Origin of the sequence: Mycobacterium paraterrae, assembly GCF_022430545.2 — a bacterium.
Classification (GTDB): domain Bacteria; phylum Actinomycetota; class Actinomycetes; order Mycobacteriales; family Mycobacteriaceae; genus Mycobacterium; species Mycobacterium paraterrae.
Genome location: NZ_CP092488.2, coordinates 2129233 through 2144087 on the forward strand (window position 1 = coordinate 2129233; position 14855 = coordinate 2144087).

Here is a 14855-nt window from a genome sequence, read left to right on the forward strand (position 1 = left end):
CTTGCCGTCAGTGTCAGGGTGAGGTGCCGCAGGAGGTTGCGGTGGTTGGATCCTGATCACCTGGTGTCTGGCTCATAGCCTGCCTGCCGCCTTCGGTTGGCGTTCATGCGTTTTGCCGGCACCGGGTGTGAAGGACCGGCCGGCGTGACTTGATAGGAGCGTGGCACCGCCCCCACTGAGGTTTGTCCGCCGACCGGCCCAACCGTCACCTCACAGTGAAGGAGGCAACCCCTATGGTTGTTGTTGGAGCCGATGTTCACAAGCACACCCATACCTTTGTTGCTGTCGACGAGGTGGGGCGCAAGCTCGGCGAGAAGACTGTCAGAGCGGTCACTGCCGGGCATGCTGAGGCGGTGATGTGGGCCCGGGAACGCTTTGGCGCCGAGGTGGTGTGGGCAATCGAGGATTGCCGGCATTTGTCAGCGCGCCTGGAACGCGACTTGCTGGGTTCTGGCCAAAAGGTGGTGCGAGTACCACCGAAGTTAATGGCCCAAACCCGTGCGTCGGCACGGACCCGGGGCAAGTCTGACCCGATCGATGCGCTCGCAGTTGCGCGGGGATTCCTGCGTGAACCCGATCTGCCGGTAGCGTCCCATGATGAGGTGTCCCGCGAGCTGAAGCTGCTGGTGGATCGCCGGGAAGTTCTTGTGGCACAACGGACTGCAACGATCAACCGGTTGCGCTGGCGAGTTCATGAACTTGATCCCGAGCGCGCCCCCCGTCCTGGGTCGTTGGATCGCGCTAAACATCGCCTGCTGTTGGGCGCCTGGTTGACGACCGTTCCCGGTCTAGTCGCCGAGCTGGCCCGCGATGAGCTCGCCGACATCGACCGGCTGACCGAAGCGATCGACGCGCTGGCCAAGCGGATCGGTGCGCGAGTGCGCGCGATTGCCCCGACACTGTTGGCGATGCCCGGGTGCGGGGAGTTGACCGCGGCCAAGCTCGTCGGTGAGACGGCAGGAGTGACCCGGTTCAAAAGCGAGGCCGCCTTCGCACGGCATGCCGGGGTGGCCCCGGTACCAGTGTGGTCGGGCAACACCGCCGGTCGAGTCCGCATGACCCGCTCCGGCAACCGACAACTCAATGCCGCCCTGCACCGCATCGCCGTCACCCAAATCCGCCTCGAGGGCCTCGGACAGACCTACTACCGTCATCGATTAGCCGCAGGCGACTCCAATCCCGAAGCCCTGCGCTGCCTCAAACGCCGCCTCGCCCGCGTCGTCTTCGGCCGCCTCCACACCGACCAGCAACACCGAACTCAGCCTTGCCAACCGGCAGCGGCTTGACATAGGAGAAACACATGCCGCGACGGCTACTCCTGATGACGCGCATCAGCATCGACGGCCGCAGCAGCCGCAATGACGAGTCGGTCATCGCCTGGGTGCGTAAGAAGGCCTCGGTCAGCGCGGTGTCGCCGGCGGCGGCGATCACCACCTGTTCCAGGCACGAGTTCAACAGCCGTTGCGGGACAGCGCGCCAGCCATCCACGGGTCTGATCGCGAAGTCAATGACGCGGTTGGCTCTCCAGATCGGACCGAGCTTCATGGCGGCACCGCGGAAATACCGTTCCCCCGGGTCGTCTGTATGGCAATCTGCCAAACAGTCGCGCAACACTTTCGCTTGCAGCGCAGCCGATGTCATGCCTTGGCCGTAAACCGGATTGAAGCTGCACACCGCATCACCAATGACGATCAATCCCATCGGGAATCGCTTCACCTTGTCGTAACGGCGCCACACGCTGGTGGGGTAGTGCGCGGCTGCCACCTCTCCGAGTGGCTCGCCCGTCCGTAATGCGGCCACCGTCGTAGTTGGAAGCAATACGTCCGCCAGTGCGAGCATGTCCGGGAAATGGGCCGGTGGCTGATATCCGGCTATGCCCATGAGAGTCAGGCACACCGTCCCGTTCTCGTAGGCCAAAACACCTGCGCCCGTTGAATTTTCAATCGTTGGCCCGGTGATGACCATTTTCTCGGCAAGGGCACCGTCGGGTAATGGAGGAATTGGGTCGAGTAGGTCAGGTCCACCGGGTATTTCTGCTCCGGCGGCCTGCCGTAACCGCTCGATTCGAGGAATGCCGGTGTGCGGGCGGAACGTCCCATCGCGTCGACTACCAAACTGGCCTCCAATAGCCGTTTTCGGCCATCCGCGCGGTCGACCGTTCGAACTCCGGTGACGCGGTTCGCATCACCGAGGATTGGCTCGACCACGTCATGGCCCTCTAGGAAGGCCACATTGGGAATAGCGCGCACCCGTCGACGCACCCGAGCTTCCAACAGCGGTCGGCTGGCTAGGTGAGTAACCAGCGCGTCCGGGTCGGCGAATTGCCCGGAGCGGCTCAGCTCGTGGCCGAAGACTCGCGCCGAGATCACCGACGGATCCGTCCCGTCGACCACCTTCGCACCGCACGCCTCTAGATCTTCGAGCAGCCCGGGAAGCAACTGCGCCAACACGACAGAGCCGCGAGTCAACAGCGCGTGCAAGTGCCGGCCCTGCGACACTCCTTTGCGCTGAACGGCCGCTTCAGGCAACACATCTCGTTCGACCACCGTGACAGAGCCGTAGAAATCTGACAGCACGGCCGCGGCAAGCAATCCGGCCATACTTGCGCCGCAGACAACGGCACTGTCTCTAGCCCGACTCGTCATCGCGTTCTCGGATTTCACCATCCCGGGCCGGTCAGAACCTCACGGATGGAGGTTCCACTGACCGCAGTCCTGGGCCAGGACGTCGTTGACGTCGACTTCCTCCCCGCCCACGATCGGCCCGGGGGTCGAGGCGGTGCTGACGATCCGTTGGTACAACACCGCGGCGGGATCGACTTGACCATGAGACCAGGACCGGGTCTGCCACGCCCACCGCTTGCCGGGCGTGCGCGAATTCCCGATCACCCCGTCGGCGGCTGCCCATTGGCACACGTTGATGCCCCCGTAGACACCGGTGCGTTGAACCCCGAGCACTGAGTTGATTCCGCGAAACCATTGCAGCGCAACGTTGTTCCACGTGTCCCGGTTGATGTCGTCGTCGACGGTGAAGAAGATGGGTGCGCTCTGTCCACCACCGGCCGCCGAATGTAGTTGCCACGCGGTGTGGGCGTCGGACACACCGCCGCTGAAACCGCGCAGGAAGTCAGACGGCGCCGACCCGCCCGGCTTGCCGTACTGGTAGTTGCTGACGATCACCAACCCAGCGGCGGTGAGCGATTGGGCGTAGGGACGGGTGATGGGCTTGGCGCCGAAGGACGAGCCGGGGCGCGAGAGCGAGACGTAGTTGACCACACCGGAGTGCCCGGCGGCCCGGATGTCCTGAGCCGGGATTTGGCGCATGGCGAAGTCGATCAGCGTGGGAGCGGCCGCCGCGGCGGTGGGGGTGCCGGAACTCATCGATGCCACACCCAGTCCGGCCAACGCCGACAGGGTGGCGGCGTAGCGCAGCGCCTCCCGCCGGGATATCACCGACGAATCCTGCATCGCGCGATGTTAACAATGTGACTACTGTTGACGATGTTGCCGCGCTGGAGTCGGTCTGCGTGAACATGGGGCGTCGGCGGGATTCACGATTCCCCGCCGTGGCATGAGCTCTGCAGTCAGTTGGCGATCTTCAGCGACGGCACCGCGCGCGACCGTGCCGCCCCGTTCCACGTTTGAGTCGTTTCGTCGTCCACCGCGAAGTCCGCGGCGAACACCGCGAACGCCTCAGTGGCGCGAGTGACGAGGCTCTCGGTGGGCCGGCCCAAGCGCGCAGCGTTGGCGACATCGAGCAAGGCGAGAATCACCGTCACATTGAAGATCGATGAATCGTGCGGCAGCAGATTGCCTGACAGCGCTTGCCCCAGCGAAGACTTGAAGACCTGCAGCATTTCGTCGTATGACAGTGCGGGGTCGTAGTGGCCCATGGCGCTCTCTCTCTTTCCTTCGATGTCCGCGACGACGGACGGCTGCGACTGAGCGCCCGTGGAGGAACAGCCCTGGTACCCGCTTTTCCACCGTCCGAAACGCGGGGGCGTGCGGTCCCGGACTGAAATTGAGTAGCGCACTACTCACGCATTTTCTGGAGCCGCGGCCGACGATGTTGACAGCCCGTCGACGAGTCGGGCCCTCAATAACGGGAGCGGATTATGTTGATCGCGATTCTCAACCAGTCGACGATGGTGTCGGACCAAGACGCCGCCATCATGACCCAGGCGATTGCCGCCCAGGTCCGGTTAGACGTTGCCCCGCTGTGGGATCGGGCGCCCGCGGCGGTCATCTTCTACACCGACCCCAAAGACGTGCCGGTGGCCGCCCATGGCATCGCCTTGGTCGACACCATCAAAGACCAACCCAAGGGTGTGCTCGGTTTTCACACCGAAGATCAGGGCGGCAAACTTTGGGGTGTCGTCGCCGCTCAGCCGGAACTCGAGAACGGCGGAAAAGCGACGACGGGGGACTGGAGTGTCTCTAGCGTGCTGTCGCACGAAGTGCTCGAAATGTACATCGACCCCAACTGCAATCTGTGGGCCAACGACGGACGCGGCAAGGCATACAGCTTCGAGGTGTGCGACCCGGTCGAGGCACCGACCTACGCAGTCAACGGCGTGTCGGTTGCCAACTTCGTGACACCAGCCTGGTTCGACCCGCTGTCGGATCGCACCACCGCGCAATACGACAAGCTCGGAAAACTCCATGCCCCGTTCAGCATCCTCAAGGGCGGTTACGTCATCTATGAGTCGGCTGGCGCCGAGCATCAGCAGTTCGGTGACGACTTTCCGGATTGGCGCAAAAAGATGAAGTCCGGCAAGCTCGCCCGCACCCGGCGCCGGCTCGTGCAGAGCGAAGCCATGTTCGCCAAGGCGAGTGCGTAGGAGCGCCGGCATGAGTGCTCCCCAATCCGGCGGTTCCCCCACGGCGCAACCCCAGGCAGAGCTACGGCTGGCGGCGACGTTCACCGGCGGCGTCAGCTTGGCGGTCTGGATGGGTGGGATGGCGCGGGAGATGAATCTGCTGCTCGCCGCGAGCCGTCTGCGACGCGGTGAAGTCGTCGCAGACACCACCGAACAAGGTCGCCGGGTGCGTGATCTGTACGCAAAGCTATTGGAGTTGCTCAACATCGACTGCAGCCTTGACGTCATCTCGGGGACGAGCGCCGGCGGTATCAACGCTGTCATTCTCGGCCTCGCCAACGTCCAACGCCTCGACCTTGATGGCTTGCGCCAACTGTGGTTCGAGGAGGGATCGCTCGGCGGCCTACTGCGGAACCCCGCGGATGGGCCGCCGATGACATCGCTCCTCTACGGCGATAAGGCCTTACTGGACGGCCTTCGCGCCGGGCTGGAAAAGCTCGCCGCTTCGGCGCCCAACAACATTGCGAGCGCTCACGATCCGACACGCGTGTTCATCACCACGACCTTGCTCGAAGGCAAGCCCAGCGTCTTTCGCGACGAGTACGGCGTGGCCGTCAACGATGTCGACCACCACGGGCTGTTCAGCTTCACCGACGAGCAATTGACCCCCGCCAACGTTCCCGCGCTTGCGCTCGCGGCGCGCTGCAGCGCCTCATTTCCGCTGGCGTTCGAAGCCGGCTTCGTCCCCATCGGCACCACACCCGATTCGGCTCACCCCGACATGCGCCCCTTCATGACGGGAAACGTCACGTCGCAATTCGTGGCGGACGGCGGTCTGCTGGCCAACCGGCCGCTCGGGCAAGCGCTGCAGGCGGTATTCGACCGTCCCGCCGATCGCGAGGTGCGGCGTGTGCTGGCGTTTGTGGTGCCGACCGTGACTGAAGCCGAGAAGCCGCCGCTGACAGATCCGCCGGGCCTGTTCGCGACATTGGGCGCCGACGTGGGAGCCGTTATGGCGCAGAGCATCTCGGCCGATCTGGCCGCCATCTCGGCGCACAACCAGCAGGTGCGAGCCCGAAACGACGTCAGGCGACAGCTGGCCGTGATGGGCATGTCGATGGAGCGGCTTGGTTTGCCGTTCTACTCGCGCTATCGGGATCGACGCACCGACGATATCGCCCGCGTCGCTTCCGACGAGGTGATGGAACGGGTGCCCGCCGGCCGATTGGCTTCCGACGGAAGCCCGCTCGGCTTCGGCTCGGCTGCGCGCGAGGCCTGTAAAACAGCCAAGGCTGCCGCCGAAGACGCCGTGCAGCCCGACCTGCCCGCGATTGGTGACTATCGCGGAATGAATGCCGCCGGCCGAGAAACGCTCGACGAAGGACGTGCGACCGTCCTTGCCATCCTCCGCCGAACCTACCGTCTGACATTGTCCGCGCAACAGAAGGAAGAACTCGGCAGACTCCGCGAACGGGTGGCCGAAGCGATGCCGCAGCGCGATACCGCGGACGACACGTTGATTCGAGGATTCGGGGTCGGCCCGCAGGTCCCTGTCGCGCCCGAACTCACCACGCTGAAGGCCCGTTCGAGTTCAGTTGCCCAGGCGCTGGCAAAAGCCAGCATGAAGATCCAACCGGAGCGGGAGCCCTGGGCTCAGCTCGCCGAAGTGGTGATCGCCATGAGCCGGCTCGTGGCGCCATCAGGTGACGGTGCGTCCCCGGGGACTGACGGGTTTGTTGAGGATCTACTCGGTTACCTCACTGGCCCCGACGGGAAGAATTCGGTGGACCTAGTGGCTGCCCGACTCTTCGACCTGCAGGTCGCGCGATACGCGATACAGCCCGACGGCGTGTTGGCGGATCAGGCGCTCGAACTGATCCAGATGAGCTCCGACACAGGTACCGCTCTGGACCCGCGGGATGCCGCCGCCAAGAAACTCACCGGCCTCAAGATGCACCACTTTGGCGCGTTCTATAAAGCCTCGTGGCGGGCGAACGACTGGATGTGGGGACGGCTGGACGGTGCGGGATGGCTGGTGCATGTGCTGCTCGACCCGCAGCGGCTCCATCAGCTTGCCACCGAATCCGGCGACCCCGCGTCGTTCACACGAAAGCTGCGTCAGCAACTAGAGCAGATTGCCGGGTGCCCCGCACCGCTGGGTGTCTGGGAACCGTTGCTGCCCAGCGAATCTCGACCGACCCGTGAGGAGATGGCGTTCCTGGACGGGACCGTCGAGTTGCCGCCGAGTCTTCCGACGACCGCCACGTGGGTCGCCGGCGGTCTGCAACGACTCATCGCCGGAGAAGAGCTCGTACACGTGGCGGAACAGGTCGCAGTCGACGAACACAACCAGGCGAATGAGAAGGACACCAAAGGATTCCGCGACGCGTACACCGCTGCGATGGGGGACACGTCGTGCCCGGTCGTGCCCGTAGCGCAAGCCGCCCAGGTCCTGAACGCCTGTCAGATACCAGCTGAAGAGTTCAGCGCTGAATACCACACGTGGCTGTTTCGCCGGACCGTCCTCCGTGCCGTCGCGGTCGCGGTGAAGATGTTGAGCGAGGCCATGCCGAGCAGCATCCGTCTACTCCTGACACCGGCGCGCGGCGCAGCCTCCCTGGCCGCCAAGGTCGGTGGGTTGCTCCAGCGGTTCACCTAGAGCGGTCGTACGGACGAGCGACGTATCGGCGTCGCCGCCGGATGTCCGTAAAACGAAGAGCGTTCGCTTCGGCGCGTAGTGGGCGACAGGCCGGGTAGCCAACACCCGCGGTTTTATGCGGCTCAGCACAGCGCTGCGCGGGAAGGAACCCAAATGAACAGCGATTTTGCGCCGCGGCTCGATCTCGAGATGTCCGAGTTCGTCCGCGGTCTGCAGCAGCGTCAGAAACTCGTTGTCAAGGAGGTTCTCGACGACCTGGCCGCCGGAGCTGTCCGCTTCCTCCCGTCAGCGCAACACGCCGGCATCACCCTTGCGGTACGCGGAAGGATCTCGACCGAAACATGCACTGGTCCGTTCCCCGCCGTGCTGGACGAGATCCAGGCGGAATGCGGAGCGGGGCCTTGCTTGTCGGCGGCGAAAAACGACGACGTGGTCCGGGTCGACGACATCGCGAATGATCCGCGCTGGCCGACATACAGTCGCGCGGTAGTGGAACGCACACCTATCCGATCTGTCCTCAGCATGGCACTGGTGTCCGACTCGCCGGGCGTCAGCGCTCTGAACATCTACGCCGAGAAGCCGAGCGCGTTCGACGTCGGCATTACCGAAGTAGCGCTGAGCTACGCCGCCTACACCGCGATGGCGTGGACGCCGGTCCGAAGAGACCACCAATTCCACCAAGCCTTGCAATCGCGCGACATCATCGGGCAGGCCAAGGGCATGATCATGGAGCGGTTCAGAATCGATGCCGCGCAGGCGTTCGAACTGTTGAAGCGCCTCTCGCAATCTTCGAACACTCCGCTATTCACGGTCGCCGCCGAGCTGGTCGAGGCCGAGCGCCTCGAGTTCACGGACACAGAGCGTCAACCCTGACCTCAATTGCCTTCAGCGACCAGGGCAGCAAGCACAACCCGGGACGACTTCCCGGCAAGGCGGTGAATCATGTTGATGACCAGACTGCTGGCACCGATCGTGGGTTTTCTCCGGGCCGGCTATCCCATCGGCATTGTCGAAAGGGGCGTCGAAAGGGGCTATGTGCCCCTGCTCGCCCTATGTCGGCGCCGGCTGTCCGACGACGAAGTGTCGCTGGTGGCCGGCACGTTGATGGTCACGGGAGCCTCGCCCATCGATAGAGCAGACGTGCAGGTGGCGATCACCAAACTCGTTGACGACCTGCCGTCCCTCGAAGATGCCGAACGCGTCAACAAGCGGATAGCCGCCGCGGGTTGCGCGGTCACCGACAGCTTTCCTCGGCCCGACGAGAACCGTTGAACGGCAACCGCTTCGCCTGAACTTCGATCGTCGGCACCGGCCGGCGCGGTTTAGCCACCGGCAACCGGGGCATCCTGCCTGGTACCCAAAGCAGGAGGTTGCGATATGCCCAATTCATCGATCAAAGACGAGAAGATGTACCGGGATCTGCGCAAACAAGGAAATTCGCAGGAGAAGGCCGCGCGGATTTCCAATGCGGCGGCTGCCCGCGGCAAGTCGTCGGTGGGCCGCAAGGGCGGAAAGTCCGGTTCCTACGAGGACTGGAAGGTGAGCGATTTGAAGCATCGCGCCAAAGAGCTAGGCATCAGCGGATATTCCCGCCTCAACAAGCAGCAACTCGTCACGACGCTGCGCAACCACTGATCGCGGACTGAATCTGCCGCCGCGGGCCTCGCCTGGCCCACGGCACGGCGCCGCCTGCCCCGACGACCCCGATTCTGTTGTGCGGAGACCTACACCCCATGATTCGCTTTGCCGCCATTGGATGTGCACTGCTGCTGGCGGCCGCCTTGGACTACCTCGCGGTCGCGCACTCGCTCGGCTTCGCCGCTCCCGCCGCGTTGATCACTCTGCTCGCTGTGATCGGGGTCTACGACCTCGCGCAGCGAAAGCACTCGGTGTTGCGCAACTATCCAGTGCTCGGCCACATGCGTTACCTGCTGGAGGCCATTCGCCCCGAATTGGAGCAATATTTCATCGAACGCAACGTCGACGGTCGGCCATTCGATCGCGACGTCCGGTCGCTGATCTATCAGCGCGCGAAGGGCACCGCCGCCGAACAGTCCTACGGCACCGAGCGCGACATCGGTTACCCAGGCTATGAATACCTGGTCCACTCGATAGCGCCCGTCGAGCCGCACCCGGAGCCGTTCCGCGTGCGTATTGGCGGCCCGGACTGTAAACGGCCGTACTACATCGCGCTGATGAACATCTCCTCGATGAGTTTCGGCTCGCTGTCCGGTAATGCCCTGCGCGCACTGAACAACGGCGCGCGCAAAGGTCATTTCGCCCACGACACCGGGGAAGGCGGCCTGACTCCGTACCATCTCGGCGGCGCCGACGTGATCTGGGAACTGGGATCGGGCTACTTCGGCGCGCGCAAGAGCGACGGCACGTTCGACCCGGACCAATTCGCGGAGAAGGCGGCACACGAAGCCGTCAAGGCCATCTCGATCAAACTCAGCCAGGGCGCCAAACCCGGCTTCGGCGGTGTGCTCCCAGCCGCGAAGGTGAGCAAGGAGATTGCGGCTTATCGCGGCGTCCCGGCCGGCGAAAAGTGCGTGAGCCCGTCCTCGCATTCGGCATTCGGCACACCTCGCGAATTGATGAGGTTCGTGGTGCGGTTGCGTGAGCTGACCGACGGCAAACCGATCGGTATCAAGTTGTGTGTCGGTTCGCGGGCCGACGTCTTGGCGCTGTGCAAGGCCATGCTCGACGAGGGAACGGTTCCCGACTTCATCACGGTCGACGGCGCCGAAGGCGGCACCGCCGCGGCACCACTGGAATACGAAGACCACGTTGGACTTCCGTTGACCGACGGGTTGATGGTGGTGCACAACGCCTTGGTGGGGACGGGCTTGCGGAATCAGATACGGATCGGTGCGAGCGGAAAGGTCGCCACCGGAAACGACATCGTCAAACGCCTGATCCAGGGTGCGGATTACACCAATTCGGCTCGCGCGATGATGATGGCCACCGGGTGTATCCAGTCCCAGAGGTGCCATACCAATCACTGTCCGGTCGGCGTCGCGACTCAGGATCCGCGCCGGGCGCGTGCGCTCGATGTTCCCGACAAGAGCGAGCGGGTCTATCGGTATCAGCGGGCGACGGTCGATCAAGCGATGCGGTTGATGGCGTCGATGGGAGTCGCGCATCCCTCGCAGCTCAATCCGCACCTGCTGCGCAAACGCGTGACACCCAACGACCAGCGTTCGTATGCGGAGCTTTACGAGTGGCTCGAGCCCGGGTCACTCCTGCACCACGTTCCGGCATCGTGGCGGGTGGATTGGGAGCATGCCGACCCGGACTCGTTCGCACCGGTCAGTGATCGCGAACGGGCCGACTGTCGAACGTCACTGGCGTCGTAAGTATTCGATCTCGCGCACGAACACACTGCCGCCGAGCCCTGTCGACCTCCGCTGAATGAGACGGTGGTGCCATTAATTGCACCACTCTTTTGGCCCAAGCAAAACTACTCTAAATTAATAGAGTAGTTTTGCCGGATCACGGTCTCCGCGAGAGGATGCACGACATTGACCAACACCATTGCGGTCTTCAACCCGTCCACGGAAGAGCAGATCGCGGAGGTGCCCGACTCCGACCAAGCGGCTGTCGACGCGGCCGTCGCCCGCGCTCGTGAGACCTTCGAGTCCGGCGTGTGGCGGAAGGCGCCGGCCACCCACCGCGCGAACGTGTTGTTTCGCGCCGCGCGCATCATCGAGGAGCGCGCCGAGGAACTTGCCGCTCTCGAAGCGCAAGACAACGGCATGAACTCCCAAGCGGCGAAGCACATCATCCCGGTGTCGGTCGACATGCTGAAGTACTACGCCGGCTGGGTCGGCAAGATCCACGGTGAGTCGGCGAACCTGGTGTCCGACGGACTGCTCGGAACCTGGGAGACCTACCACACCTTCACTCAGCTCGAGCCTGTCGGCGTCGTCGGCCTGATCATCCCGTGGAACGGCCCCTTCTTCGTGGCGATGCTCAAGGTTGCGCCCGCCCTCGCCGCGGGCTGCAGCGCCGTGCTCAAACCCGCCGAGGAAACTCCTCTGACCGCCCTGAAGCTGGAAGAAATCTTCCGCGAGGCAGGCCTGCCCGACGGGGTGCTCAACGTCATCACCGGCTACGGCGAGACCACCGGCGCGGCGCTGACCGCGCATCCTGACGTCGACAAGATCTCGTTCACCGGATCGACGGAGGTCGGCCGCCTGATCGTCCAGGCCGCCGCGGGAAACCTGAAGCGACTGACACTCGAACTCGGCGGCAAGTCGCCGCTGATCATGTTCGACGACGCCAACCTCGACAAAGCGATCATGGGCGCCGGCATGGGATTGCTTGCCGGCTCGGGACAGAACTGCTCGTGTACGTCTCGCATCTACGTTCAGCGCGCCATTTACGACCAGGTCGTCGAGGGCCTCGCCGCCTTCGCCCAGATGCTCCCGATGGGTGGCAGTGAAGACCCCAACTCCGTGTTGGGCCCCCTCATCAGTGACAAGCAGCGCACCCGAGTCGCCGGCATCGTCGACGACGGCGTGGCCGGTGGCGCGAAGGTGATCACCGGCGGCAAGCCGATGGACCGCAAGGGCTATTTCTACGAGGCGACCATCGTCACCAACACCACGCCCGACATGCGACTGATCAAGGAGGAGATCTTCGGACCCGTCGGCTGTGTGATCCCGTTCGACGAGGAGGACGAGGTGATCGCGGCTGCCAACGACACGCACTACGGCCTCGCCGGCTCCATCTGGACCGAGAACCTGGCCCGTGCACATCGCGTGGTGAACGAGCTTCGCGCAGGCCAGATTTGGGTGAACTCCGCCCTTGCGGCCGATCCCTCGATGCCGATCAGCGGGCACAAGCAGTCGGGGTGGGGCGGCGAGCGCGGCCGCAAAGGCATCGAGGCCTACTTCAATACCAAGGCGGTATACATCGGTATTTAGCGGGAGCTCCTGACAGGTCAGCCTTCCAGTACCGCGACGACCTTCTTGGCCGTCGCTTTGGCCGACGCGGGATTCTGTCCGGTCACCAGCCGTCCGTCGACGACGACGTGTGGCGCAAAGGGGACCAAGCCCTTTCCATATCGGGCGCCACGCTTCTTGACCTCCGCCTCGGCGTTGTAGGGCACTAGCTTGTTCACCCGCGCCAAGACCTCTTCCGACCAGGCGAACCCGGTGAGCTTGCGGCCGGCGACCAGAAGCTCGCCGTTGGACAGCGTCGTGTTGAGCAGGCCGCAGTAGCCGTGGCACACGGAAGACACGACTCCGCCGCGCTCGAAGATCTCTCGGGTAAGAGCTTGTAGCGCAGGGCTATCGGGGAAGTCGAACATCACGGCGTGACCGCCGGTGAAGTAGATCGCGTCGAAATCCGCCGCGTCGACCTGATCCGCCGGCGTGGTGCGGTGCAGCAGCATCATTTTCTGGTCGTTTTTCCGCCAGGCCTTCGCGCTTCGGTTGTAATTCGGGAACTTCAACGAGCGCGGCTCTAGCGGGGACGCGCCGCCTTTCGGGCTGATGATCGTCTGCTGATAACCGGCTTCGGCGAAGACGTGATACGCATGGGTCAACTCCGAGAGCCACAACCCGGTCGGCTCGGAGGGGTCTTCGTAGTGAGAGACGTTGCTGACGACGTTCAGTATTCGCGTGGGCATCCCTCCAGGATTGCCTTGATGCTCACTCCGCGCCAGGGATTGACCGATCATGGCCGGCTGAACGCCAGCATGCCCTCTTCATGATCCAGCGCACGCTGCAAAGCGCGCAGTCCGGTGTCGGGCAGCATGCCCGCATCGCGCCAACGCACCAACTCCTCGCGCTGGGCGTCGATCGCCGCGCGGCGCATCTCGAGAAGCGCGTCGTCGTTGGGGAACGCGGGGACGTCGTCGGTGTCGGTGACGTCGAGCACGTCGAGCTGTTGTTGGCGCGTTTTGAGTCGCGTCGACAATTGCTTGCGCACGCTGTCGGCGGCCTGCCGATCGATCTCGTCGTCGCTCTGCTGGGTGAGCGCGTCCAGCCGTTCGATCGCGGCACGGATTGCGGCAATGCCAGCCAGCTTGCGAAGCCGTGACTCGTCGGCGGGTTTGACGCGAATACCCAAGGCCTGCGCCAAGGGCGCAAAGGTGAGACCCTGCCCGATCAACGTCACCAACACCACCACCAACGTGCAGAACAGCAGGAGGTCCCGCGCCGGGAACGGCGCACCGCCCTCTGTCACCAGCGGCACCGTGAAGATCGCGGCCAGGCTCACCACACCGCGGGTGCCGGCCCAGCTCAGCACGAACACCTCACGCACGCTGAGTCGTTGGGAGCCGCGGTCGCGGGCCAGCCGGCTCGGGACGGAGGCCGTCATCTCGTCGGGCTCAGCGCCCGAGACTTCCCCGAGCCGGGAGTGCAACGGCTGCGGCAGCAGCTGCGTGACCAGCAGCCAGATCGGTCGCAGCAGCAGCACCACGGCGAGAGTGCCGCCGACCGCCGAGACAACGGTGGTGGTCGGATACCTGCTCAGTCCCTGCAGGATCCGCGGCAGTTGCTGGCCGATGAGCAAAAACACGAACCCCTCGAGCAGGAAGTTGGTCAGACGCCAGACCGCCCGTGTCTGTAACCGACTCGCACCGGACTCCGATCGGGGCAGATCGTGTCCGACAATCAACCCGCACACCACCACCGCGAGCACACCGGACGCTGAGATCTGCTCGGCAGCGAGGTAGGCCACGAACGGTGTGGCAAGCGAGACCGCGTTGGCAGTCAAAATGTCAGGCGTCCACCGGCTGATCAGGCGCCGGGCCGCCGCGATCGTTACCCCGACCGCGAGGCCGCCTACCGCGGCGAGCAGAAACTTTCCCACGGCCGATGGCGCCGAGAACCCGCCGCCGCTGGCCGCGGCGATGGCCACCGACAGCGTGGTCAGCGCCGTCGCGTCGTTGAGCAGACCCTCGCCCTCGATGAGCGTGATGATGTTCGACGGCAGGCCGACCTTGCGGGCGACGGCGAGTGCCGCGACCGGATCGGGTGGCGCCACCGCCGCACCGAGGGCCGTGCCCACCGCAAACGTGGCGCCCCCGACAAGTAGGGAGAACACGACACCGACCGAACACGCGGTCAGCAATACCAAAACGACCGACAGGCTGATCACGGTGCGCAGGTTGCGCCGGATTTCGACGAGCGAGGCTTCCAGGGCGGCGTAGTAGAGCAGCGGCGGCAATATGCAGTACAGCGCGGGCTCGGGCTTCAGCGCAATGTTGGGTCCCGGCAGGAAGGCGTAAGCGATGCCGCCCATAGCCAGCAGCGCCGCGCTGGGCAGTCCGGTGCGAGCCGCGATGCGATCGACCGCCACGATCACGCCGACGGCTGCCAGCAGTAACACCAGACCCATGTGCAGACTCACGTCCCCATC

General features: G+C 64.4%; 14 protein-coding genes. 8 read left to right on the plus strand and 6 right to left on the minus strand.

Translation table 11 applies throughout. The features are described from left to right. Positions 1–215 precede the first annotated feature (215 nt). Positions 216–1286, plus strand: a complete 1071-nt coding sequence (locus MKK62_RS10155; RefSeq protein ID WP_240258159.1) for an IS110 family RNA-guided transposase — start codon at positions 216–218, stop codon at positions 1284–1286. Here the strand turns inward: MKK62_RS10155 and MKK62_RS10160 are convergent. The 4 genes from MKK62_RS10160 to MKK62_RS10175 all read right to left on the minus strand — a co-directional run bounded on the left by MKK62_RS10160 (position 1198) and on the right by MKK62_RS10175 (position 3892). After that, on the minus strand, positions 1198–1965 hold the full coding sequence (locus tag MKK62_RS10160; protein WP_240261192.1) for an FAD-dependent monooxygenase family protein: 768 nt from the start codon (positions 1963–1965) through the stop codon (positions 1198–1200). The two genes, MKK62_RS10155 and MKK62_RS10160, sit on opposite strands and share 89 nt — an antisense overlap. Next, the gene (locus tag MKK62_RS10165; protein ID WP_240261191.1) at positions 1887–2600 is read right to left on the minus strand and encodes an FAD-dependent monooxygenase family protein; all 714 of its coding nucleotides are present in this window, start codon (positions 2598–2600) and stop codon (positions 1887–1889) included. The genes MKK62_RS10160 and MKK62_RS10165 overlap by 79 nt, the downstream gene beginning before the upstream one ends. An 84-nt stretch (positions 2601–2684) precedes the next feature. Continuing rightward, positions 2685–3467 carry a DUF1906 domain-containing protein gene (locus MKK62_RS10170; protein WP_240261190.1) on the minus strand — a complete coding sequence of 261 codons (783 nt, stop codon included), beginning with the start codon at positions 3465–3467 and terminating at the stop codon, positions 2685–2687. 116 nt (positions 3468–3583) lie between these two features. After that, on the minus strand, positions 3584–3892 hold the full coding sequence (locus MKK62_RS10175; protein WP_240261189.1) for a hypothetical protein: 309 nt from the start codon (positions 3890–3892) through the stop codon (positions 3584–3586). A gap of 222 nt (positions 3893–4114) precedes the next feature. On the opposite strand from MKK62_RS10175, the gene MKK62_RS10180 reads away from it, so the two are divergent. The 7 genes from MKK62_RS10180 (at position 4115) to MKK62_RS10210 (ending at position 12409) form a co-directional block, all read left to right on the plus strand. After that, positions 4115–4840, plus strand: coding sequence for a hypothetical protein (locus tag MKK62_RS10180; RefSeq protein ID WP_240261188.1), 726 nt, complete (start codon positions 4115–4117; stop codon positions 4838–4840). Between the two features lie 10 nt (positions 4841–4850). Continuing rightward, complete coding sequence (locus MKK62_RS10185; protein WP_240261187.1) at positions 4851–7478, plus strand: patatin-like protein; 2628 nt, start codon at positions 4851–4853, stop codon at positions 7476–7478. Positions 7479–7631: 153 nt separating this feature from the next. After that, positions 7632–8351, plus strand: coding sequence for a GAF and ANTAR domain-containing protein (locus MKK62_RS10190; RefSeq protein WP_240261186.1), 720 nt, complete (start codon positions 7632–7634; stop codon positions 8349–8351). A gap of 69 nt (positions 8352–8420) precedes the next feature. Then, positions 8421–8750 carry a DUF3349 domain-containing protein gene (locus tag MKK62_RS10195; protein WP_240261185.1) on the plus strand — a complete coding sequence of 110 codons (330 nt, stop codon included), beginning with the start codon at positions 8421–8423 and terminating at the stop codon, positions 8748–8750. A 105-nt stretch (positions 8751–8855) separates the two neighbouring features. Further along, complete coding sequence (locus MKK62_RS10200) at positions 8856–9113, plus strand: DUF7218 family protein (RefSeq protein WP_240261184.1); 258 nt, start codon at positions 8856–8858, stop codon at positions 9111–9113. Between the two features lie 98 nt (positions 9114–9211). Next, positions 9212–10837, plus strand: a complete 1626-nt coding sequence (locus tag MKK62_RS10205) for an FMN-binding glutamate synthase family protein (RefSeq protein ID WP_240261183.1) — start codon at positions 9212–9214, stop codon at positions 10835–10837. Between the two features lie 165 nt (positions 10838–11002). Further along, positions 11003–12409: an aldehyde dehydrogenase family protein gene (locus tag MKK62_RS10210; protein WP_240261182.1), complete on the plus strand. Its 1407-nt coding sequence runs from the start codon at positions 11003–11005 to the stop codon at positions 12407–12409. A gap of 17 nt (positions 12410–12426) precedes the next feature. On the opposite strand, the gene MKK62_RS10215 is transcribed toward MKK62_RS10210, so the two are convergent. Both MKK62_RS10215 and MKK62_RS10220 read right to left on the minus strand, forming a co-directional pair. Then, positions 12427–13116 (minus strand): type 1 glutamine amidotransferase domain-containing protein, encoded by a 690-nt coding sequence (locus MKK62_RS10215; protein WP_240261181.1) that lies wholly within the window; start codon positions 13114–13116, stop codon positions 12427–12429. 47 nt (positions 13117–13163) lie between these two features. After that, a complete protein-coding gene (locus tag MKK62_RS10220; RefSeq protein WP_240264221.1) occupies positions 13164–14834 on the minus strand; it encodes a cation:proton antiporter in 1671 nt (556 codons plus the stop codon). Positions 14835–14855: the final 21 nt, after the last annotated feature.

Coding starts and splice junctions, on each gene's coding strand:
- MKK62_RS10160 (WP_240261192.1), bottom strand. CDS start 1,965: ATGGTCATCACCGGGCCAACGATTGAAAATTCAACGGGCGCAGGTGTT.
- MKK62_RS10165 (WP_240261191.1), bottom strand. CDS start 2,600: ATGGCCGGATTGCTTGCCGCGGCCGTGCTGTCAGATTTCTACGGCTCT.
- MKK62_RS10170 (WP_240261190.1), bottom strand. CDS start 3,467: ATGCAGGATTCGTCGGTGATATCCCGGCGGGAGGCGCTGCGCTACGCC.
- MKK62_RS10175 (WP_240261189.1), bottom strand. CDS start 3,892: ATGGGCCACTACGACCCCGCACTGTCATACGACGAAATGCTGCAGGTC.
- MKK62_RS10180 (WP_240261188.1), top strand. CDS start 4,115: ATGTTGATCGCGATTCTCAACCAGTCGACGATGGTGTCGGACCAAGAC.
- MKK62_RS10185 (WP_240261187.1), top strand. CDS start 4,851: ATGAGTGCTCCCCAATCCGGCGGTTCCCCCACGGCGCAACCCCAGGCA.
- MKK62_RS10190 (WP_240261186.1), top strand. CDS start 7,632: ATGAACAGCGATTTTGCGCCGCGGCTCGATCTCGAGATGTCCGAGTTC.
- MKK62_RS10195 (WP_240261185.1), top strand. CDS start 8,421: ATGTTGATGACCAGACTGCTGGCACCGATCGTGGGTTTTCTCCGGGCC.
- MKK62_RS10200 (WP_240261184.1), top strand. CDS start 8,856: ATGCCCAATTCATCGATCAAAGACGAGAAGATGTACCGGGATCTGCGC.
- MKK62_RS10205 (WP_240261183.1), top strand. CDS start 9,212: ATGATTCGCTTTGCCGCCATTGGATGTGCACTGCTGCTGGCGGCCGCC.
- MKK62_RS10215 (WP_240261181.1), bottom strand. CDS start 13,116: ATGCCCACGCGAATACTGAACGTCGTCAGCAACGTCTCTCACTACGAA.
- MKK62_RS10220 (WP_240264221.1), bottom strand. CDS start 14,834: ATGGGTCTGGTGTTACTGCTGGCAGCCGTCGGCGTGATCGTGGCGGTC.